General features: G+C 73.9%; 12 protein-coding genes. 6 read left to right on the plus strand and 6 right to left on the minus strand.

Going from position 1 to position 20,882, the window contains the following annotated elements:
• Positions 1-51 precede the first annotated feature (51 nt).
• From metG to AC559T_RS11105, 4 genes are all read left to right on the plus strand, one after another.
• On the plus strand, positions 52-1,749 hold the full coding sequence (gene metG / locus AC559T_RS11090) for a methionine--tRNA ligase (RefSeq protein WP_071066293.1): 1,698 nt from the start codon (positions 52-54) through the stop codon (positions 1,747-1,749).
• Positions 1,750-1,815: 66 nt separating this feature from the next.
• Positions 1,816-3,459, plus strand: a complete 1,644-nt coding sequence (locus AC559T_RS11095; RefSeq protein ID WP_498868628.1) for a hypothetical protein — start codon at positions 1,816-1,818, stop codon at positions 3,457-3,459.
• The gene (locus AC559T_RS11100) at positions 3,456-4,313 is read left to right on the plus strand and encodes an NAD(P)-dependent oxidoreductase (protein ID WP_498868629.1); all 858 of its coding nucleotides are present in this window, start codon (positions 3,456-3,458) and stop codon (positions 4,311-4,313) included. The genes AC559T_RS11095 and AC559T_RS11100 overlap by 4 nt, the downstream gene beginning before the upstream one ends.
• Before the next feature lie 88 nt (positions 4,314-4,401).
• The gene (locus AC559T_RS11105; protein ID WP_498868630.1) at positions 4,402-6,117 is read left to right on the plus strand and encodes a hypothetical protein; all 1,716 of its coding nucleotides are present in this window, start codon (positions 4,402-4,404) and stop codon (positions 6,115-6,117) included.
• Positions 6,118-6,306: 189 nt separating this feature from the next.
• Here the strand turns inward: AC559T_RS11105 and AC559T_RS11110 are convergent, their stop codons facing one another.
• The 5 genes from AC559T_RS11110 to AC559T_RS11130 form a co-directional block, all read right to left on the minus strand.
• A complete protein-coding gene (locus AC559T_RS11110; protein WP_498868644.1) occupies positions 6,307-7,434 on the minus strand; it encodes a glycosyltransferase family 4 protein in 1,128 nt (375 codons plus the stop codon).
• Between the two features lie 64 nt (positions 7,435-7,498).
• Positions 7,499-9,163: a glycosyltransferase gene (locus AC559T_RS11115; protein WP_498868631.1), complete on the minus strand. Its 1,665-nt coding sequence runs from the start codon at positions 9,161-9,163 to the stop codon at positions 7,499-7,501.
• Positions 9,160-10,560 carry a glycosyltransferase family 2 protein gene (locus AC559T_RS11120; RefSeq protein WP_498868645.1) on the minus strand — a complete coding sequence of 467 codons (1,401 nt, stop codon included), beginning with the start codon at positions 10,558-10,560 and terminating at the stop codon, positions 9,160-9,162. The genes AC559T_RS11115 and AC559T_RS11120 overlap by 4 nt, the downstream gene beginning before the upstream one ends.
• Positions 10,561-10,586: 26 nt before the next feature.
• Entirely contained in the window at positions 10,587-11,843 is a 1,257-nt protein-coding gene (locus AC559T_RS11125; RefSeq protein ID WP_498868632.1) for an ABC transporter ATP-binding protein, read from the minus strand.
• Positions 11,843-12,775, minus strand: a complete 933-nt coding sequence (locus AC559T_RS11130) for an ABC transporter permease (protein WP_071066309.1) — start codon at positions 12,773-12,775, stop codon at positions 11,843-11,845. The genes AC559T_RS11125 and AC559T_RS11130 overlap by 1 nt, the downstream gene beginning before the upstream one ends.
• 341 nt (positions 12,776-13,116) lie before the next feature.
• Here AC559T_RS11130 and AC559T_RS11135 point away from each other — a divergent pair, with 341 nt between their 5' ends.
• Positions 13,117-15,708, plus strand: coding sequence for an HAD family hydrolase (locus AC559T_RS11135; protein WP_071066287.1), 2,592 nt, complete (start codon positions 13,117-13,119; stop codon positions 15,706-15,708).
• On the plus strand, positions 15,705-18,119 hold the full coding sequence (locus tag AC559T_RS11140) for a class I SAM-dependent methyltransferase (protein ID WP_498868633.1): 2,415 nt from the start codon (positions 15,705-15,707) through the stop codon (positions 18,117-18,119). Before AC559T_RS11135 ends, AC559T_RS11140 begins: the two co-directional genes overlap by 4 nt.
• Positions 18,120-18,233: 114 nt before the next feature.
• Here AC559T_RS11140 and AC559T_RS11145 read toward each other — a convergent pair whose 3' ends face one another.
• Entirely contained in the window at positions 18,234-20,843 is a 2,610-nt protein-coding gene (locus AC559T_RS11145; RefSeq protein ID WP_498868634.1) for a WD40 repeat domain-containing serine/threonine protein kinase, read from the minus strand.
• Positions 20,844-20,882: the final 39 nt, after the last annotated feature.

Raw genomic sequence — 20,882 nt, forward strand, 5'->3', positions numbered from 1 at the left:
CGGGCACTCGTCGTCGGTGCCGATCTCGGCTGACGTCCAGCGGGTAGCTTGATGGCTGTGAGCACTCAGACTCCCGACACGGCGGCGCGGCACGGCAGCCGTCCCGTCCTTGTCGCCGTCGCGTGGCCGTATGCCAACGGGGCACCGCATCTCGGGCACATCGCCGGCGCCTACCTGCCCGCGGACATCTTCGCCCGCTACCAGCGCATGGCGGGCAACCGGGTGCTGATGGTCTCGGGGTCCGACGCGCACGGCACCCCGATCACGGTCCGGGCGGACGAGGAGGGCGTCTCCCCGCAGGAGATCGTCGACCGGTACCACCCGGAGTTCCTGCGCATCTGGTCCGAGCTCGGGATCAGCTTCGACCTTTTCACGAGCACCCGGACGGACAACCACAGCGCGGTCGCCCAGGACGTGTTCACCCGCCTGCGCGAGGCCGGTTACATCTACGCCAAGGAGACCTCGCAGTTCTACGACCCCGACGCGGGGCGCTTCCTGCCCGACCGGTACGTCGTCGGCACCTGCCCGCACTGCTCGTATCAGCAGGCGCGCGGCGACCAGTGCGAGAACTGTGGGCGCACCCTCGACCCGGAGCTGCTGATCGACCCGCGCAGCAAGGTGACCGGGGCCGTCCCGGAGATGCGCCAGACGACGCACTTCTTCCTGCGGCTGTCGGGCCTGGCCGACCAGCTTCTCGACTGGTTGCAGACCCGCCAGGGCTGGCGCCGGCACGTCCTGAACTGGTCGGTGCAGTTCGTCAAGGACGGCCTGCACGACCGCGCGATCACCCGGGACCTGGACTGGGGCGTCCCGCTGCCGACCGACGAGCTCGGTCCGGGCAAGCGGCTCTACGTCTGGTTCGAGGCCGTGATCGGCTACCTGTCGGCGAGCAAGGAGTGGGCGGCCGCCACGGGTGATCCGGAGGCGTGGCGGGCCTGGTGGGAGGACCCCGAGGCGGCGGCGTACTACTTCGTCGGCAAGGACAACATCCCCTTCCACACCGTCATCTGGCCGGCGATGCTGATCGGCTACGGCGGCCTGAACCTGCCGACGGACGTCCCGGCGAACCAGTACGTCACCTTCGGCGGGGCGAAGGCGTCGAAGTCGGCGGGCATCGGGCGCGGGGTGCGCGAGTACCTCGACCTGCTCCAGCCGGACGCGCTGCGCTTCGCCCTGGCCTCGGTGCTGCCCGAGCAGAACGACACCGAGATCTCGGACGCGGACATCATCCGCCGGGTGAACGACGAGCTGATCGCCAACTGGGGCAACCTCGTCAACCGGGTCCTCGCCCAGATCAACAAGTTCTTCGACGGCGAGCTGCCGGAGACCGGCGAGCTCGACGGCGTGCACGCGGCGCTGCTCGACTCGGTGGACGCCGGCCTCGTCCGGGTCGGCGAGCTGCTGGGCAAGGTCGAGCAGCGGGCGGCGCTGCGGGCGGCGATGGAGATCTCCGCCGAGGTGAACGCCTACCTCTACCGCGAGGAGCCGTGGAAGACCGTCAAGGTCGACCGGGCGGCCGCGGCGCGCAGCCTTGCGGTCTCCATCCAGGCGATCTCCGGCATCACCACCGCGCTGGCCCCGTTCCTGCCGTTCAGCTCGGCCCGGGTGGCCGAGGTGCTGGGCATCGACCTCGACGGCTGGGAGCGCCGGCCCGTCCCGGCCGGTCGTCGCCTCGCGTGGTCCGGCGGCCTGTTCACCAAGCTGGACGTCGGCGCGCTGGACAAGGCCTCGCTGGACGCCGACGCCTGACCTGGGCGGCCGCCGTGCCGGGGGCGCCGCCGAACGCGTCGGACCGGCCTGGGAGACTGTGGCGCAATGGCGAGCTCATCGGGCCCGCCGCCCGTCCTGGGCACGCCACCCTCCCAGGCCGGGCCGGCGGCGGGGAACCTACCGCTACAGCCCGACCCTGCCCAGCCTGATCGTCACAATTCGCGACCTCATCGTGAGGATCGGTGGCGCGCGGATCGGCGGTCCGCCGCGCCGCGCCGCTGGGGCTTCGTGCGGCGCCATGCCGCCTTCCTGATCCTGCTCACGCTGGCCGTCGGGGCCCGGGCCGCCGTCCTGCTGGCCTACCGGCCCGCGCTCTTCTACTACGGCGACTCGCCCGCCTACCTCGACCAGGCCACCAACCGGCTGTGGGCGGGCGACTGGCGGCCGTCGGGCTACCCGATGTTCCTGCGGGTCATCGGCGCCCCCGACCACCTGACCCGGCTGGTGGTCGTGCAGCACACGGCGGCCCTGCTGGCCGGGGTCGCCCTCTACGCGGCGTCGCGTCAGCTGTTCGAGCGGCACGGTCCCGTCGCGGCGGCCGGCCGCACCGGGGGCTGGCCGGCCGCGGTGGTCGCGGTACCGGCACTGCTGGCCCCCTGGGCGCTCGACCTCGGCCAGTTCGTCCTGGCCGACAGCCTGTTCGGGACGCTCGTCCTCGGCGGGCTCGTGCTGCTGGCCTGGCCCGGGCGGCCGGCCGCGTGGCGCTTCGCCGTCGCCGGGCTGCTGCTCGGCGCCAGCCTCACCGTCCGCACGGTCGGCTACGGCCCGCTCGCGGTGGGCGCGGCCGGTGCCGTCGTCCTGGCTGTCACGCACTGGCGGCGGGCCCACGCGGCGGTCGTGGCGGCGGGGGCCGTGCTCGCGTTCGTCCTGGGAGCGGCCGTCCCGGTCGTCGCGTACTCGGCGTGGAGCGCGGGGCAGGGGAAGGGCTTCACCGTCACCGCGCACTCGGGGTTCTTCCTGTACGGCCGGGTCGCCCCGTTCGCCGACTGCGCCCGCCTGCCCGACGATCCCGACCTGCTGTCGCTGTGCGACCCGCGCCCGGTCGGCGAGCGCGGCTCCCCGGTGACCTACCTCTGGCCGGACGACTCGCCGCTGCGCCAGGGCAACGACCTGGTCCCACCGGGCCGCGAGGAGCTCGCCGGCGAGTTCGCCCGGCGCGTGATCCGCGAGCAGCCCTGGACGATGGTCACCTCGACCGCCCGCTACCTGGCCGGGTACTTCTCGCCCGTCCCGTACGAGAACAGGCTCACGAGCCGCGCCGACACCTGGGAGCTGCCCCGGACGGGCACCAACCGCCTCGTCTCGGACGGCCCGCACGCCGCCGACGGGTACTTCTCCGTCGCGCGGCTGAACGACCCTCCGGCCGAGCTGCTCGCCTTCTATTCCCGGCTGGGCTACGGGCCGATGCCCCTGGTCGGCCTGGGTCTGCTCGCCGGGCTGCTGGCTCAGATCGTCGGGCGGGCGCGCGGGCGCGCCGGCCCCGGTCGGCTGTTCTGGCTGCTCGGGGGAGCAAGCCTGTCCACCCTGCTCCTAAGCTCCCTGACCTCGGCGTTCGATTACCGCTACCTGGGATCGGTCGTCGGCCTGCTCGCCCCGGCCGCGCTGCTCGGCGCGGCCGGGCTGGCGCGGGTGCTTCGACCGCGGCCGGTCGACCGCGGCGGGAGCGTCAACGAGGGAGGTATCGCGTGAAGGTCGCGTTTCTCGGCCTGGGCCGGATGGGCGTCCGGATGGCCCACCACATCCTGGCCGCCGGGCACGAGCTGGCCGTCTGGAACAGGACACCCGGGCGCGCCGGCGAGCTGACGGCCCGCGGCGCCAGCGAGGCGGCCGACCCGGCGGCCGCGGTGCGCGGCGCGGACGCCTGCGTGTTGATGCTGTTCGACCCGGCGTCGGCGGCGGATGTCCTCGCCGCGGTGATCCCCGCCGCGCCGCCCGGCCTGCTTGTGATCAACTGCACCACGGTCGGCCCCGCGGCCGCCCGCGAGCAGGGCAGCGTCGCCCTGGCAGCGGGCCTGCGCTACCTGGACGCGCCGGTGATCGGCACGATCGGGCCGGCCGAGGCGGGCACCCTGCGCGTCCTGGTGGGCGCCGCCGACGCCGATCTCGCCGCGGCCCGCGGGATCCTCGAGACCTTCGGCGACCCGGGGCGCATCGACCATGTCGGGCCGGTCGGTGCCGCCAGCGCGCTCAAGACGGTGTTCAACCTCGGCCTGGCCGAGGCGACGGCCGCCGCCGCCGAGGTGCTCCGCTACGGCACCGAGCTCGGCGTCGGCCGGAGCCTGCTGCTGTCCGAGCTCGCCGCCGGGCCGCTGGGATTCATCGTCGAGTACAAGCGGGCGATGCTGGAGTCGGGCGACTACTCCACGCCGGCCTTCACCGTGGCCGGGCTCGCCAAGGACGTCCGGCTGGCCACCGAGTCGGTCGCGGGACGGCTGCCGATCGCCGAGGCGACCCTGGCCCTCACCGCCGCCGCCACCCGGGCCGGCCACGCCGAGCACGACTTCGCCGCGCTGGCCGCCGCGGATGTGCCCGACCCGGCCTGAGCCCGCCCCACCCGGAGCCGTCCCGGGTGGGCGCCGCTCAGGCTGGTTCCGGTCGAGTCCGGGTGAGCGCCGCTCGGGCTGGTTCCGGGTGGACCCGCGGCGGCGCTGGCTGGTGCTCGGCGTGGCCGGCGCGGGCCTGCTGTTCGGCTCCGTCGGCCTGCTCACCGCGTTCGCGACCGCCCCGTTCGCGGGGGCCGACGAGGCGCAGCACACCGCCTACGCCCTCGAGGTCGCCGACGGCCGGCTGCCGGAGCTGGACACCGCCGTGCGCGCGGCCGTCCCGGGCATGTCCGGGCTGCCGGCCGGCTGCCGGGTGCCCCCCGAGGAGGCGCGGGCCGCGATCGACCTGCGGGAGGTGGCGATCCTGCCCGCCTGCGCCCGACGCCCCGGCGGGCTGAGCAACTTCGACCTCGTCTACACGGCGAACCATCCGCCGCTGTTCTACCTGCTCGAGGCCGTCCCGCTCGGCGGTGGCCGGGCCGCGGGGCATCCGCTGGCCGGCTTCTACGGGGCGCGGCTGCTCAACCTCGCGATCGGGATCGGCGCCCTGGTGGCCACGGCGGCACTGGCCCGGGCCCTGCTGCCCACCCGGCCCGACCTGGCGGTCGCCGCGGCGGCCTTCACCGCTGTGATCGGTGGGTTCGTCGCGGTCGCCGGCCAGGTCTACAACGACGCGCTCGCCGTCACGCTGATCACCGGAGCGACGGTGGCGACGCTCACGCTCGCCCGGCGCGGGCCGTCGGCGCGCACTCTGGTCCTGCTGGCGCTGTTGATCCCGGCGGCCGCGCTGAGCCGGGCCAGCGGCGCGCTGGCCGCCGCGGTTCTCGTGCCGGCGGTCGGCGTCGCGTTCGTGCTGGGCCGCGGCGCGCCGGGCTGGGCCCGCGCCGAGCGGGCCCGCACCCTCCTGCTGGGAGTCGCCGCCGCCGTCGCGACGGCCGCGCTCACCGTGTTGGTCGCCGGATGGTTCTACCTGCGCAACATCAGGCTCTACGGCGATCCGACGGCCACCGGGCTGATCGCCGACATGTTCCCCACCGGAGCGGAACCGCGGTCGGTGCGCGAGGTCCTCACCTCCGGTGACTTCTGGTGGTTCGTCTACCGCGGCTTCTTCGGCCGCCAGGCCCTGCTGACCGGCGCGGCCCGGTGGATGGCCGTCTGCGTCGGCCTGGTCACGGTCGTCGGACTGCTCGCCGCGGCCGTCCGCGCGGCCAGGAACCTCCGGCGCGACAGCGGCCGTGGCCGGTGCGACAGCGGCCGGTGGAGTACCGCGGTGGGCGTGCTGTGCTGGCTTGTCGCGATCGCGCAGGCTGTGGTCGCGGGCACGACGCTGGTCGGTTTCGTCGCGGCCGGGGGCGCTCCCTTCACCCGTTACCTGCTGCCGGCGTTGCCTCTGCTGGCCGTAGCGTTGGCCGGCGCGTGCTCGGCGCTCCCGGCCGCGCGACGCGGTCTGCCGACGTCCGCTCTGGTCACGGCGCTCGGGATCACCGTCGTGGTCATGCTCGGCCGTGAGCTGGCTCGGCGTGATCCGCAGCTCGCCGGGCGGAATGTCCTCGGCCGGCTGCACGACGCGCTCGCGGCGACGGCCGTCGGCCCGGATGGTGCCCTCGTGTTACTGAGCGTCCTGGCTGTGCTGGGCGCGCTCGGAGTAAGCCTGATCGGCCTTTCGATGGCCATGCTGGGCGCCGCGGAATCTCGAAAGAGGACGAAGCGTCCGGTCCGGGTCAGTGCTGATCGGCAGCCGGAGGGTGCTCGACCGCTGGAGGACTCCGATCCGGTTCCGCAGGTAGCCGATTACCCGAGGTAGCGAACACCGCGTTTTCTGATGCTCGGCTCCTCGCCGTTTGGTTTCTTTCTCGCCGTTTGAGGCAGCATTCCCGGCGAAATTCGCTCCGAAAGGGCGAGAAAGGCACCAAACGGCGAGCAGGCCACCCCGGCGCACGGGGGCGTCACCCCGGCGCGTCGGGGTGACGGGGGTACCGGGGTGGCGGGGGACTCAGCCGGCGACGCGGCGGTAGACGGCGGCGGTCAGCTCGGCGGTGCGCCGCCAGGTGAACGCGCGGGCGTGCTCGCGGCCGGTGGCGGCCTGGGCGGTGTCGGTCGGTTCGGTGAGCGCGGCGCCGAGGGCTCCGGCGAGGTCGTCGGCGAAGACGTCCCACCGGCCGGGGGTGACCAGGCGGACACCGGCGGCGGCGCCGACCACCTCGCGCACCGCGGGGATGTCGGCGGCCACGACCCGGGTACCGGCGGCCAGCGCCTCCAGCGGCGGTAGCCCGAAGCCCTCGTAGCGGGACGGGAAGCACAGCGCGGCCGCGCCGGCGACCACGGAGCGCAGCTCGGCGTCGTCGAGGTAGCCGACGGTGACGACGGCGTCCGCGGGCAGGCCCGAGGTGTCGAGCGTCGGGCCCCAGCCGGGCGGGCCGACGAGCGCCAGCGGCGGGGTGTCGGGCGCGTCGGCGCGCAGCCGGCGCAGCGCCTCCAGCAGCACCGGCAGGTTTTTGCGCGGCTCCGCCGACCCGACGAACAGCAGGTACCGCTCGGGCAGCCCGCGCGCGGCGAGCCAGCCGCGGGCCGGGGGAGCGGCGTCGAACCAGGCGGCGTCGACGCCGAGCGGGGTCGGGGTGACCATGTCCGGGTCGAGCCGGTAGGCGGCGATCACCTCGTCGGCGACGGCGCGGCTGGGGGTGAGCACCGCGGCGGCGCGGCGCAGCCCGCGCGGCACCAGCGTCGCGTAGCGCGCGGAGGCAGCCGACACCGTGTCCGGGGTGCGCAGGTACGACAGGTCGTGCACGGTCAGCACACCGCGCGCCGATGACAGCGGGCCGAGGACGAAGTTCGTCCCGTGCACGATGTCCGCCCGCCCGGTGAGCCACTCGGTGGGCGGGCGCTCCGAGCGTGTCCAGGCGTCCTGTAGCAGCCGCGCTGGGACGCGGCGCGCCGCCGGGCGGACCCCGGCGGGCAGGGCGGCGTCGAGCCCCGCCCCGCCGCGCCAGGTGAAGGCGGTGGCCGCCACGTCGAGATCCGCCCCGGGCAGCTCGACGAGGCCGGCCAGCAGCGCCGCCGTGTATCGGCCGACGCCGGTGCGCGGCCCGAGCAGCGGGGTTCCGTCGAGGACGACGCGCAGCTTCGGCACCGTGGTCAGGAGTCCGTGCTCAGGAGTGAGTCCGTGCTCAGGAGGGGGTCCACGGTCAGGAGTAGAGCCGGCGCTGCTCGGCGATGCCGTGCCAGCGTTCGGCGAACGCGGCGTCGGAGAACTGCTGGGCCCGCTGCACGGAGGCGGCGGCCAGCCGGGAGCGCAGCCCGTCCTCGGCGGCGAGCCGGCGGGTGAACGAGGCGACCTGCTCCGGGCCGGTCCAGCGGTAGCCGTCCACCCCGTGCCGGACGATCTCGCGCTGCCCGGCGCGGTCGATGACCACGGGCACGCAGCCGCCGGCCATCGCCTCGACGGTCGTCATCCCGAAGTGCTCCGCCGTCCAGGGACGTTTGCGGTCGTCCTCGCCGTAGCCGGTCGCGGACCAGAAGACCGAGCTGGTCGACAGCAGCCGCTCCACCTCGGCGCGCGGGGCGTTCGGCAGGACCTCGACGGGCACCCCCGCCCCGGCGGCGCGGACCTGTTCGACGTACGGCTTCTGCGAGTCCTCGCATCCGCCGACGACGTACATCCGCCAGTCGGGCAGCGCACCGGAGCGGTACAGCTCGGCGAACCACTGCACCATCTCGAGCTGCCGCTTGGCATGGCCGAGGCCGGGGGCGAAGAACCGGCCGACGGTGATGACGGCCTTCTCGCGCTCCGGCGCCGGGGTGAGCCGGTCGACCTGGATCGGCGGGAACAGCACGTCGGAGTCCCGCCGCCACATCCGCCGGATCCAGCCCCGGGTGTACTCGGAGTTGGCCATCACGGTGTCGTAGCCCTCGAGGTAGCCGAGGTCGGCCGGGTCGCGCAGCAGCCAGGGGAAACGCAGTGCCATCCGCTCCAGCGGCCCCTCGTCGGCGTCGGTGACCCGCGGCCGGCTGACGGCCACACCGAGCTCGCGGACGTCCGCCGGCCCGGGGGAGAAGACGTCGCTGACGAAGGTGAGCTCCGTCCCGGCGGTCGACGACGGCAGGGTTACCTCGAACGGCGCGAACGCCTGGTCGATCTGGAGCTTGGCGAGGACGGTGCCGTCCGCGTCGACGACCCGCAGCCGCACGGCCCCGCTCGCCCCGGGACGCCCGATGTCCGCGCGCAGGGTGCGCCCGCCGCCCGGGTTGACGGCCAGGATGCCCTCGCCGTTCGTCCACGTCCACTGCCGGCGCCGGCCGCCCTCGGGCGGGTACCAGCCCTGCCCGAAGCTGACGGCCGGGCTCACCCCGCGCAGCAGCGGGCCGGCGGTGCGCACCGCGGCCTTGCGCCAGGCGGCCATGTCGTGGTCGAACGGCGTCGGGAAGAAGCACAGGTAGGCCGACCGCGGCGAGCGCGGGGCGAGCCGGCTCATGTACGAGCCGTTCACGAACAGGTGGTACGACTCGGACAGCGCGGCGATCGCGTCCTCGCCACGGTCCGGCAGCCGCCGGTACCGGCAGCCGGAGAGATCCAGGCCCAGGTGGCTGCCGAGCGCGTCGAGGTCGACGTCGGAATGCCCGATCAGGTCGACGTCGAGCCCGTCCGCGGCCAGCACCTGCGCGATCATGCCGTTGTGGCGCTCGCCGCCGCCCATCGAGTGCCAGAAGCGGTTGTAGACCGCCGCCCGCAGCCCGGGCGCGACCGGCGGGCCAGGTGCCACCGGCTCCACGGTCGTCGCCGGATCGGTCGCCGGCTGGTCAGTCGCCGGCTGGTCGGTTGCCGCGGGCTCCCCGGAGCCGGGCGTGGTCATCGCTCCACCAGCCAGCTCTGCAGGCTGACCCGGCGTTCGGTGGCGGTCGCGCCGATCTCCCGGCGGCGGCGCAGCATCGCCGGCAGCAGCCGCAGGTAGGAGGCGAAGACCCGAACCCGCAGCACGGTGGGCCGCACCGCCGGGCGGCTGCGCGAGCGCAGTGCCTGTCGCCATGTCCGCACGGCGATCGACGCGGTGGTCAGCGGGTAGCGCGTGACCGCCGAGACGGCCGTGCGCACGGTCGCGTCCTTGGTCAGCATCAGCAGCCGGTTGCGGTCGGTGTGGAACACGAACAGCGGGGACCACTCGACGCTCGACGCCGAGTGGACGTGCCGCAGCACCGCGCCCGGGACGTAGCGGATCTGGTACCCGCGGGCCCGGATGCGCCAGGAGAGGTCGGTGTCCTCGTAGTAGAGGAAGAAGTCGTCGTCGAACCAGCCGAGCGCCTGGCCGAGCTCGGTCCGCATCGCCATGCCGTTGCCGCAGGCGGTGAAGACCTCCTCGGGGTTGTCGAACTGGCCGGTGTCGATCTGCTGGTAGCCGCGGTCGGCGCCGTAGCCGTCGGTGAGCACGATCCCGCCGACGTTGTTGATCACATCGACGCGCGGGGCGCCCTCGTCCACGGTGAACGACACGGTGGACGGCTCGGTGCCCACCGGCAGCGTGCGCGTCGCGGTGGTGTCACCGGCGCCAGCCCAGCCCAGGGTGACCTGCTTGGCGGTGTCCGCAGCCCAGGCGAGGCCGATGGTGACCGGGCCGCCCTCGGGCACCGGCACGCACAGCTCACCCTCGCCGCGGGTCCAGAAGAACGGCGCGTCCGCCGGGCCCTCGGCGCCGAAGGTGAGCTTCTCCCACAGCACCTCACGCAGCGCCTCGCGGCCGTTCACCGTCACCGAGCTCACCCGGACGCCCAGCTCGCGCGGGTCGTGCGGCCCCGGCGAGAAGGTGGGCGTCGACAGGGTCAGCCGCAGGAAGCGGGGGAGGAACACGACCTTGCCGGTGACGGCGCCGAGCCGGTTGCCGCCCGGCTCGGCGAACGGGGCCAGCAGCCGGGCCAGCCAGTCCGGCTCGGGGATCGCGTCGTTGTTCAGCAGTACCGCGTACGGGGTCGTGACACCCCGCAGGGCGAGGTTGTTGCCGCCGGCGAAGCCGAGGTTGCGGTCCGAGGGGACGAGCTTCGCCCACGGGTAGCGCTGTGCCAGCACCTCGCGCGAGTTGTCGGCCGAGGCGTTGTCGACCACGTGCGTCTCGAAGGTGAACGGCGCGTCCTGCTTGGCGACGGCGTCCAGGCAGGGCGGGAGCAGGTGGGCACCGTTCCAGTTCACGATGACGATCGTGGCGAGCGGCTCGGGTGCCGCCTGGCCCGTCATGGCCACGTTCATGGCCATGGTGGTCATCGCCCCGTTGCTCGTCGCCCGGTCCGTCATCGGCGCAGCCTCGCCTCGTAGTCGACCTTGAGCAGCCCGGCGACCTGCGGGCCGCTGACCCCGAACAGCTCCTCGAAGCGCCGTACCGTCACCGGCTGGCCGGTGGCCGCGTCCGACACCCGGACGTTGATCGCGAACGCCCCCAGCAGCTCGGGCAGCCGGGGGACGACGAAGTCCACCACGGCGGTCCCCGGGCCGGGACTGACCCCGCCCGGCGGGGTCTCCATCATCCAGATCGGTATCTCGCCCTGCCCCATGATCTCCACGTGCAGGTAGACGTACTGCGGCGCGCTGTCGGTGAGGTCGAGCTCGACGCTGACCGTGAGCTGCTCACCCGGGTCGTACTGCACCTCGGTCGGCCCGCCCGGGTTGCGGCTGAACGCCACCGCCGTCGGCTTCACCGGCGCCAGGTCGAAGGGGATCGGACTGTCCGCGGGCAGGCTGCCCAGCCGCTGGCGCAGCAGCTTCGTCCCGACGACCGGCTGCCCGTCGAAGATCAGGCCGCCGGACTCCAGCACCAGGATCCGGTCGCACATGTTCTCGATCAGGTCGAGGGAGTGGGTGACGAACAGGATCGTCCGGCCCTCGTCGCGGAACTGGGCGATCTTGGCCAGGCACTTGCGCTGGAACGCCTCGTCGCCGACGGCGAGCACCTCGTCGACGAGCAGGACGTCCGGGTCGACGTGCACGGCCACGGCGAAGCCGAGGCGCACGTACTGGCCGGACGAGTAGTGCTTCACCTCGTCGTCGATCTTGTGGCGCAGCTCGGAGAAGTCGACGATCGAGTCGAAGAGCCGGTCGATCTCGCGCTTGGACAGGCCGAGCAGGGACGCGTTGAGGTAGACGTTGTCCCGGCCGGAGAGCTCGCCGTTGAACCCCGCGCCCAGCTCCAGCAGGGACGCGATCCGACCACTGACGGACACGCTGCCGTGGGTCGGGCGCAGGATGCCGGCGAGTACCTTGAGCAGCGTCGACTTGCCCGAGCCGTTCGCCCCGGCGAGTCCCACCGTCTGCCCGCGGCCGATCTCGACGTCGATGTCGCGCAGCGCCCAGAAATCCTCGCCGCTCGTCGTGTCCCGCCGGACGAAGCGTTCCTTCAGGCTGGTGGCGCGCTTGTGGTAGGCGACGAACTTCTTGCCGACGCCGGCGGCGCGGATGACCACCGGCGCGCCCGGCGCCGGTGGTGCCGACGGCGCGACGGCGGCCGGCTGCGCGGGCTGCATCGGGGGCGGGGCGAGCGGTTGCGACGGCACTAGAGGTCCTCGGCGAAGTCGGCCTGCAGCCGCCGGAACACTCGCAGCCCCAGCCACAGCACGGCCAGCGAGATGAGCCCGGCGATCGCCAGGTGTTCGAGGTAGTAGCGGTACCCCAGATCGGCAAGGATCGGCGCCGAGCCGGTCGAGTTCCCCTCGGGCGGATCGTAGATCGCCCGCTGGAAGGTGGTCACGACGACCGCCATCGGATTGAGCATGTACACCCACGTCCACTCGTTCAGCCTGTTCTCGATCAGGCCGAACGCGTAGACCATCGGGTTGATCCAGAACCAGGCGAGCAGGGCGACGTCCAGCAGGTGCTGGGTGTCGCGGTAACGGACGTTGAGCGCGGACACCAGCACCGACAGCGCCACGGTGAACAGCAGAGCCACCGCGCCGGCCGGGATCAGCAGCAGTAGCTCCGGCCCGAGCAGGCTGTAGCCGAACCCCAGCATGACGACGAAGAGCACCGCGAGCTGGAGCGCGAAGTGCACCGCGGAGAAGCCGACCGCCGACAGCGGCAGCACCAGCAGCGGGAAGCGCACCTTTTTCACCAGGTTGGCATTGCCCACCACGGCGCCGCAGGCGGCCGAGACACTGCCTGAGAACGCGTTCCAGACCAGCAGTCCCGACATCAGATAGAAGCCGAAGTTGTCGATCCCACTTTTCAGAACGACCTGGAAGACGAAGGTGTAGACGGCCAGGAGGAGCAGCGGATTCGCCAGTGACCAGGCGAAACCGAGCGACGACCCCTTGTACTTGACCTTCAGGTCCTTGCGGATCAGGTTTCGCAGCAGCTCCCAGCGGACCCGGGTCTGCGCACGGCTGCGATGGTCGACGTGACGCGCACCGGACCCGCGCGGACGGTTCGCCGGAGCGCCGCGCGTCGGCTCCGGTTTCGGGAGCGTGGACAGATCAGCCACCCTCGACATGGCCTGCTTCTCCCCGCGTCGGGCGTGCATCTCGGACCCGCACCGTGCTCGGCCCCTCCTCCGCCCAGCGCAACCGTCACCGGTTGGCCTCGAGTGTCGTCAACTCGGGTTCGTGACGATGGCCGTAGACCGTACCGCGCACCCGCCCGAGAGGTGATGCCCCCAGTCCGGTGACTGCCACCTCCAGGGTGGTTCATAGTATCGACCCGTCTATCTGGCTCCGGCCGGCAGCCGCCACGACCCGAACACCGCGTCTCGTACCCGAGCCGCATGTTCCCGCCGGGCGCCTGGCCGGCCCAGAAGAGGTGACCGGGGACCCGGTCGCCTGGAGGGGGCGGGCAGTGTTCACCGACGTCCGACTTCGCGAGGTCTGGTCGCATCTGGAGTCGGGCGGTGCGCAGGCCCTGACTCTGGACGTATTCGACACTCTGCTCTGGCGCATGGTGCCCGAGCCGGTTCACGCGTTCATCACCCTGGGGCACCGGCTGGCCGACCTCGGCCAGCTGCCGTCCGGCGTCACGCCGGGCGAGTTCGCCCGGCTGCGGGTCTTCGCCGAGCACAAGGCCAGGCTGCACTCGCACGAGGTGCGCGGCACCCACGAGGTGCGCCTGGACGAGATCTGGCAGGTTCTCGTCCCCGCCCTGCCCGGCGCGGGCAGCATCGGCGACCTGATGGACGTCGAGCTCGCCGTCGAGCGGGACCTGTGCCGCGCCGACCTGGCCGTGGTGGAGCTCGCCGAGCTCGCCATGACCAAGCTCGGCCTGCCGGTCTACCTGCTCTCCGACACATACTTCTCGGCCGCCCAGCTCGAGCGGCTGCTCAGCCGCCCGGAGCTCGCCGGGGTGCCGTTCACCCAGATCTTCACCTCCTCCGACTCGGGGATCAGTAAGAGCGACGGGCTGTTCCGGCACATGCTGGCGGCCTCGAACCTGCAGCCCTCGCGGGTCGTCCACCTCGGCGACCACCCGGTCGCGGACGTGGAGAGCGCCCGCGAGCACGGGCTGGTCGCCATCCACTACCCGAAGTACTCGGGTTCGCTGAAGGCGACGATCGAGCTGGAGGGCCTGCTCACCGGCCCCGGGGACGACACCCCCCTCGACGCCGCCAACGGCGACTACGGCATGACCGCGCTGCGGGCCCGCTCGCTGCACCGGGCGGACGCCGCCGCCGTCCCGCCGGGGCTGCGGCGCTACTGGGAGTCCGGGGCGACGGTGTTCGGTCCGGTCTTCACCGGGTTCGCCGACTGGGCGGTGGAACGCACCGGAGACCACGGCGCCGACCACATCTACTGCCTGATGCGGGAGGGTGACTTCCTCTCCCGGCTGATCGCCGACCCGGGCGCCGACGCCGGGGTGACCACCTCGACGCTGTGGGCGTCCCGGCAGGTCTGCGCGCTGGCCAACGTGTTCGAGGGCAGCCCCGAGGAGCTGCGCGGGTTCCTCGTCCGCCGGCACGCGCCCAGCGTCGGCCAGCTGCTGCGCCAGCTCGGGGTGGCCATCGACAACGTCGCCGGCATCTCCTCGCTCACCGACCGCCGGCTCGACGTCCCCGGCCTGCTCGACGACACCCTTGAGGCGCTGTGCTCCGACGAGCGCATCCGCAGCGAGATCGTGCTGACCGCCGGCCGGCTGCGTGACCGCTACGTCCAGTACCTCGACACCCAGCTGCCAGACTCGGGCCGCATCGTGCTGGTCGACCTGGGCTGGGGCGGCACCATCCAGGCGCTGCTCGCCCGGCTGCTCGCCTCCACCGGGCGCGAGTTCGACGTCGTCGGCCTGTACATGGCGACGAACGCCGCCGCCGGCACGCACCGCCTCGCCGGCCTGCAGATCGAGGGTTACGCGGCCTCCGGCGGGCAGCCCGAGCTGATGGCCAACCAGCTCATGCGCAGCCCCGAGGTGCTCGAACAGCTCTGTATGCCCGACATCGGCTCGCTGGTCTCCTTCGACGACGACGGCCGGCCCGTCCTGAGCATCGACCGGACGTCGCGGACCCAGGTCGCCCAGCGGACCGCCGTCCAGGACGGCATCCTCGCCTTCCAGCGGGAATGGCTGCGCTACCGGCGCTCGGAGACGGCGATGCCGTCGCTGTCCGAGCCCGGGGCCCGGCACGCGTCGCTGCGGACGCTGACCCGGTTCGTCTCCCGTCCCACCGCGGCCGAGGCGTCGGCGTTCGGGGCCTGGGCGCACGACGACAACTTCGGCTCCGACTCCACCGAGGGCCTGCTCCCGCCCGAGCTGGTCCGCCGGATGCCCTACCTGACCCCCGCGGACGTCGAGAAGATCACGATGCGGGAGCTGTACTGGCCCGCGGGCGTGGCCGGGGTCGCGAACCGGTCGCTCGCGGTGATCAGCGGCCTGGCGGCCGCGGCCGGGGTGCCCGCCGAGGAGGTCTCCCCGGAGGCCGCGGCCGGCCCCGTCGAGGTGTACGTCGACACCGGCACCGACTTCGTCCACGGGCAGAAGGAGACCGCGGTCACCCGTTCCGGCCGGGACGGGATGTCGATCGTGCGCCTGCGCATCGACGGGGTCGGCGTCCGGCGGGTGCGCATCGACCCGGCCGGCCGTCGCGGCCTGCTCCGTCTCGACTGGCTGACGATCTCGTTCCACCTGCACAACGCCGTCGAGCCGTACAAGGTGACCGTCACGTCGCTGGACGACCTCGCCGGCCAGCAGATCGCGCTGGTCGGGGTCCGCCTGCTGCAGGCCAACCTGCTGGAGATCGTCGGCGACGATCCCCAGATCATCTACACGATCGATTTCACCTCCCAGCCCACGCTGGGCGGAACGTACGCGATCGAGGTCGAGATGGCTTTCGGCTGGTTGGGGATCCGGGCCGACCCGCTTCAGGTGCGCACGGCCGGTGTCGCCCGCACCGGCCTGCCTGTCCGCGCCGCCCGCAAGATCCGTCGCGAGCTGGGCGGCCTGCGATGACGTCCGAGCCCGGCGGCCCGGAGGACACCGACGGGACCGGCCGGGACCGTGCGGACAGCCGGGACCGTGCGGCCCTGGGGCGGGATGCCGGGAGGCAGCCGGCCCAGGGCCAGGACGACCCCGCCGGCCAGCCGGGCGGGGTCGACGCGGCCGGCCGCTGGTTCCGCCCGTCGACAGACCAGACGGTGGCCTGGCCGGGCCGCTCGTCCGAACGCGGTGCCTCCGGCCCGGGGCAGTCCCCGCCGCGGAGCGCGGTGCCGCCCGCGAGTGCCGCGCCGCCGCCGACCGTGGTGCCGCCGCCGACCGTGGTGCCGCCGGCGGCGCTGCCGCGGACCCCGGCCAAGCAGCGTCCGTCCGTGCGGCCCTCGGCGACGCCGCCACCGACCGCGCTGCCCCCGTCCTCGCTCTTCACGCCGCGCTCGGTGCCGCCCCCCGAGGCGGCCCCGGCCTCGGCGCCCGGCGAGCGGCCGACCGGACCTGTGTCGTCGCGGCCGTCCGGACCATCGGGCACCGCTGGACCACCGGTAGCCGCCGGGCCGCCGGTAGCCGCCGGGCCGCCGGTAGCCGCCGGGCCGCCGGTAGCCGCCGGGCCGCCGGTAGCCGCCGGGCCGCCGGTAGCCGCCGGGCTGCCGGTCACCCCCGGGCCGCCGGCAACCGCCGCGGAACGACCTGGGCCGCCGGGGAGCCCGACCGCTCCCGTCTCGTCCGGCTACGTCGTCTCTCCGGGGAGCTCCGCGACGTTCGACGTGCTCGCGGGTGGGTCGGATCCACTGGCTGGAGGAAGGCGTGGCAGTGCCGGGACCGCGCCACGTCGTTCCGCCGCGAGCGGTGGCGGTGTGCCGGGGCCGGGTTCAGGTGGCGCCTCGCCGGGCGGCCCCGAACTCCGGGCACCGGGCGGCGGCACCCGCGGTGAGGCCGCGTCGAGTGACGTGACGCCGGAAGACGCAGCCCCGGAAGACGCAGCCCCGAGTGGCACCGCCCCAGGCGGCACCGCCCCGGGTGGCGAGGCGCCAGCCGGCAGCGAGTCGGGTGATGCCGGGGCAGGCGGGGCAGGCGGGGCAGGCGGGCGCGCACCCGCCGCCGCGGGGACGGATGTCGAGGTGCGCGACAGCTTCGCCGAGCTCGCGGCTGTCACCTACGACGGCGGCGACCACGCCCCCGAGATCACCGAGATCACCGAGAAGACACTCGCCCCCCTGCTGCTGCACTCACTGTCGGACCTGCGCGAGATGTGGGTTCCGCTGCTGGAGGCATCCGGCGCGCGCAGCATCGCCGAGATCGGCTCGGAGAGCGGCGTGACGACGTCCCTGCTCGTCGACCTGCTGCGGCGGGGCGGCGGCGGGCGGCTGCTGGTCATCGACCCCGAACCGGGCGTCGCGCCGTCCTCCGGCGGTGGTCTCGACGTCGAGGTCATCCGTGGCTACAGCCCCGAGGCGCTCGACGGCCACGCCCCGACCGACGCCTATCTGATCGACGGAGACCACAACTACGCCACGGTCCGCGGCGAGCTCGGGATGATCGAGACCGCCGTGCGTGACTTCGGCCGCTCCTACTTCCCGCTGGTGATCCTGCACGACGTCGGATGGCCCGCCGGCCGCCGGGACCAGTACTACGCCCCCGACCGCATCCCGGAGTCGGTGCGCCAGCCCAACTCGTGGGACGTCGGCGTGGAGATCGACAGGACGGACGCCGTCCCCGGCCGGGGCTTCCGCGGCATGGGCGCGTTCTCCTGGGCCCTGGCCGAGGGCGGCCCCCGCAACGGTGTGCGCACCGCCGTCGAGGACTTCGTCGCCGAGCATCCCGACCTGCGCTTCTTCACCATCGCGCCGATCTTCGGCCTCGGTGTGATCCTCGACCGCCGTGCCCCCTGGGCCCGCCGCGCCGCCGACCTGCTCGCCCCCTGGGTCGCCAACACCCTGCTGGCCCGGATGGAGCGCAACCGCGTTGACCTGTACCTGCGTGTCCTCGCGCTGCAGGACGACGCGGTCGGCGCTGCCCGCGCCCGGCAGCGGGAATGGGCCCGGATCGACGCCGAGCGCAGCGAAGCCGCCGCCCGTGACCTGCAGCGGCTGAACCGGATCAGCGAGCTCGAGCAGGAGCTGGCCGCCGCGCGCAAGGTCCCCCGCCCGCCGTGGGCGCCAGCATCCCCGGACGAGCCGAAGCTGGTCACCGCGGCCCGGATCGCCAACGCCGCGCTGCGGTCCCGCCTCGGTGGCGGGTCCAGTGGCTCAGGAGGATCCGGCGCGCCGTCCGCCGCGAGCTCCCCCGCCAGCCGCGTCGGCGGTGCCGTCGTCGCCCGGCTCGGCTCCGGCCTGACCCGCCTCGCCGACCACGGATCCGGCAACAACCGCCCCGCGGCCGGGCGCACCGGCCCGGCCGGATCTGCCGGATCTGCCGACGCCGAGCACTAGGCTTCCGAACCGTGGCGGTTGGGTGATAGCCAGGACTCACTGAGCCGCCACGCATTGGTGGAGAGCGCTGCCTTGCCGGTGGCGGGCCGCCCGACAGCACCGGTCGGTCCGGCGCTAGCAGACCGGCTGGTAGGGGACGTCCATGATGTCGCGTTGCCACTCGGCCTCGGTGATCTGGCGGGACGGGTCCGCGCAGGCGCGCGCGACCAGCCCGGCGTCGTCGATCCGGGAGATCCGGGCCGTGTGGTCGTCGCTGACGGACACGATGGACGTTCCGTCCGGAGTGAATTCGACGGCCTGGACCCAGTCGCCGTGGCCGGAGACCCGGCCGGCCGGTGCGGGCTGGCCCGGCGCGGTCAGGTCCCACAGATGGACGCTGGTATCCCAGCCGGCGGTGGCCAGGGTCCGGCCGTCCGGGCTGTAGGCGACGTCGAAGACCCACTTCTCGTCCGCGCGGAACGAGGCGGTCGCGCCCGGCCTGGTCGGGTCGGTGATGTCCCAGATCTTGACCAGGCCGTCGTAGGCACCGGTGGCCAGACGCCGCCCGTCGGGGCTGAAGGCCACTGTCCAGACGAAGTCCGTGTGCGTGGTGATGGCGGCCAGCGGGCGGGGCTGGCGCGGGTTGGCGATGTCCCACAGGCGGGCTGTGTGGTCCGCGCTCGCGGTGGCGAGGAGCTTGCCGTCCGGGCTGAAGGCGACCTCGTTGACCCAGCTGGTGTGCCGGTCGAGCACGGCGAGCTCGTGGGGCTGGCGCGGGTCGGTGATGTCCCACAACCGGGCGGTGTTGTCGTAGCCCGAGGTGGCCAGCATCCTCCCGTCGGGGGAGAAGGCGGCGTCGAGAACGTACCCGTTGTGCGCCAGCATGGGCGAGAGCTGCTTCGGCCGGGTCCGGTCGCTGATGTCCCACAGGCGCGCGGAGCGGTCGTAGCCGACGGTCGCGAGCAGCTTCCCGTCGGGGCTGAACGCCGCGTCGAGCACCCAGGCGCCGTGCGCGTCGATGGTCGACAGCTGCCGGGGACGCGTCCGGTCGGAGACGTCCCACAACCGGGCCACGTTGTCGGCGCCCGAGGTGGCGATGGTCCGCCCATCCGGGCTGATGCCCAGGCCGAGCACGGAGCCGGTGTGCCCGGTCAGTGCGGTCGCGGTGGCGGCCGAATAGGACGTCCGCAGGCTGGCGCGGGCCTGCGGCACCGGGCTGATCCGGAACGCCGCGAGGCTCAGCCGCGCCGCGCGGCCGGCGTCGGAGTCGCGCACCGCCTCGGCGGTCGAGGCCACCCGCCGCGCCACGTCGGCCTGCGTCTCCTCCTTGCCGGCGCCGGTGCTGAAGGCGAGCGGGATGAGCGCGGCGATCAGCAGCAGCGCGATCACCGGCGCGGCGAACAGCGCGAACCGGCGCCGCGAGGTCGCCGCGAGGAACCGGGTGGCCCGGGGGCCGTGCCCGCCGCCCGGCGCCGGCTGGCGGGGGCCGCCGGCCTGGTCGTGCTCGGGCGCCGGCTGCGCGGGGACATCGGCGAGCGAGCGTGTCTCGTACCCCGCCGTCCCGCCGCCGGCGGCCGCGCCGGTCTTTCCCGCGCCGCCCGCACCGGCGCCCGTGCCAGCACCCGTGCCGGCCACGCCGCCGCCGGCGCCCGTTCCGGCCGCACCAGCGCCGTGGCCGGCACCGGTCGACTGGCGCGGCAGCGCGGCGCCGCCAGCCTGGCCTGACGGCGCGGCGCCGGCGGGAGCGCCGTCCAACGGCGGTGCCCCGGAGTCGGCCCGAGGGTCCGTGCCCGGGGTGATGACGGGGGGCGAACCGGTCTTGATGACCCGCGTGACGTCGGGGTCGGGATGGGTCGCCGGCCCCATGCCGACCAGCCGGAGGAACAGCTCCTGCGCGGACGGCCGCTCGGCCGGGTCCTTGCGCATGGCGTGCTCGACGATCGGCCGCAGTGCGGGGTCGAGGCCGTCCAGCAGCGGTTCCCGGTGGACGACCCGGTAGAGCTGGACCGGCGTCGGCCCGTCCCCGAACGGATAGGAGCCGGTGCCGGCATAAGTGACGAGCCCGCCCCAGGCGAAGATGTCGGCCGCGGCGGTCACCGCCAGGCCGTTGGCCTGCTCGGGTGCCATGAACGCCGGCGTCCCGATGCGCTGGATCTCCTGGCTGAGCATGGTCTGGGCGTCGAGGGCGCGGGCGATACCGAAGTCGATCACCCGCGGGCCGAGGGTCGAAAGCAGCACGTTGGACGGTTTGAGGTCACGGTGCACCAGCCCGGCACCGTGGATGGCCGTCAGCGCGGCGGCGACGCTGACCGCGACGCGCTCCAGGTCGGCCGAGCGCAACGGGCCCTCGACGGCCACGGCCTGCGCCAGCGTGAGACCGTCGACGTACTCGGTGACCAGGTACGGCTGCCCGTCGGGCGGGTCGACGACGTCGAGCACCTCGGCCGTGCAGAAGCGGGCGACCCGGCGCGCGACGTCCGCCTCCCGCCGGAACCTGGCCCGGAACTCGGGGACGCGGGCCAGGTCGGCCCGGATCACCTTGACGGCCACGAGCCGGTCGTCCGGGCTGCGCCCGAGGTAGACCGTTCCCATGCCGCCCTCGCCGAGACGTCCGAGCAGCCGGTAAAGCCCAAGTTGTTCGGGGTCGTCCGAACCGAGTGGCAGCGCGATGTTCGACGCGGCGGTGGTCGAGGGCCCGGTGGGATCCGGAGGCGGCGCGGTCTCCCAGTCCCGCTTTCGGCGCACGGCTCCCCCCGAACCGAGATGGCTGACACCGCAGAGCCT

Source organism: Frankia sp. Hr75.2 (assembly GCF_949319125.1).
In the GTDB taxonomy this organism is placed as follows: Bacteria; Actinomycetota; Actinomycetes; order Frankiales; family Frankiaceae; genus Parafrankia; species Parafrankia soli.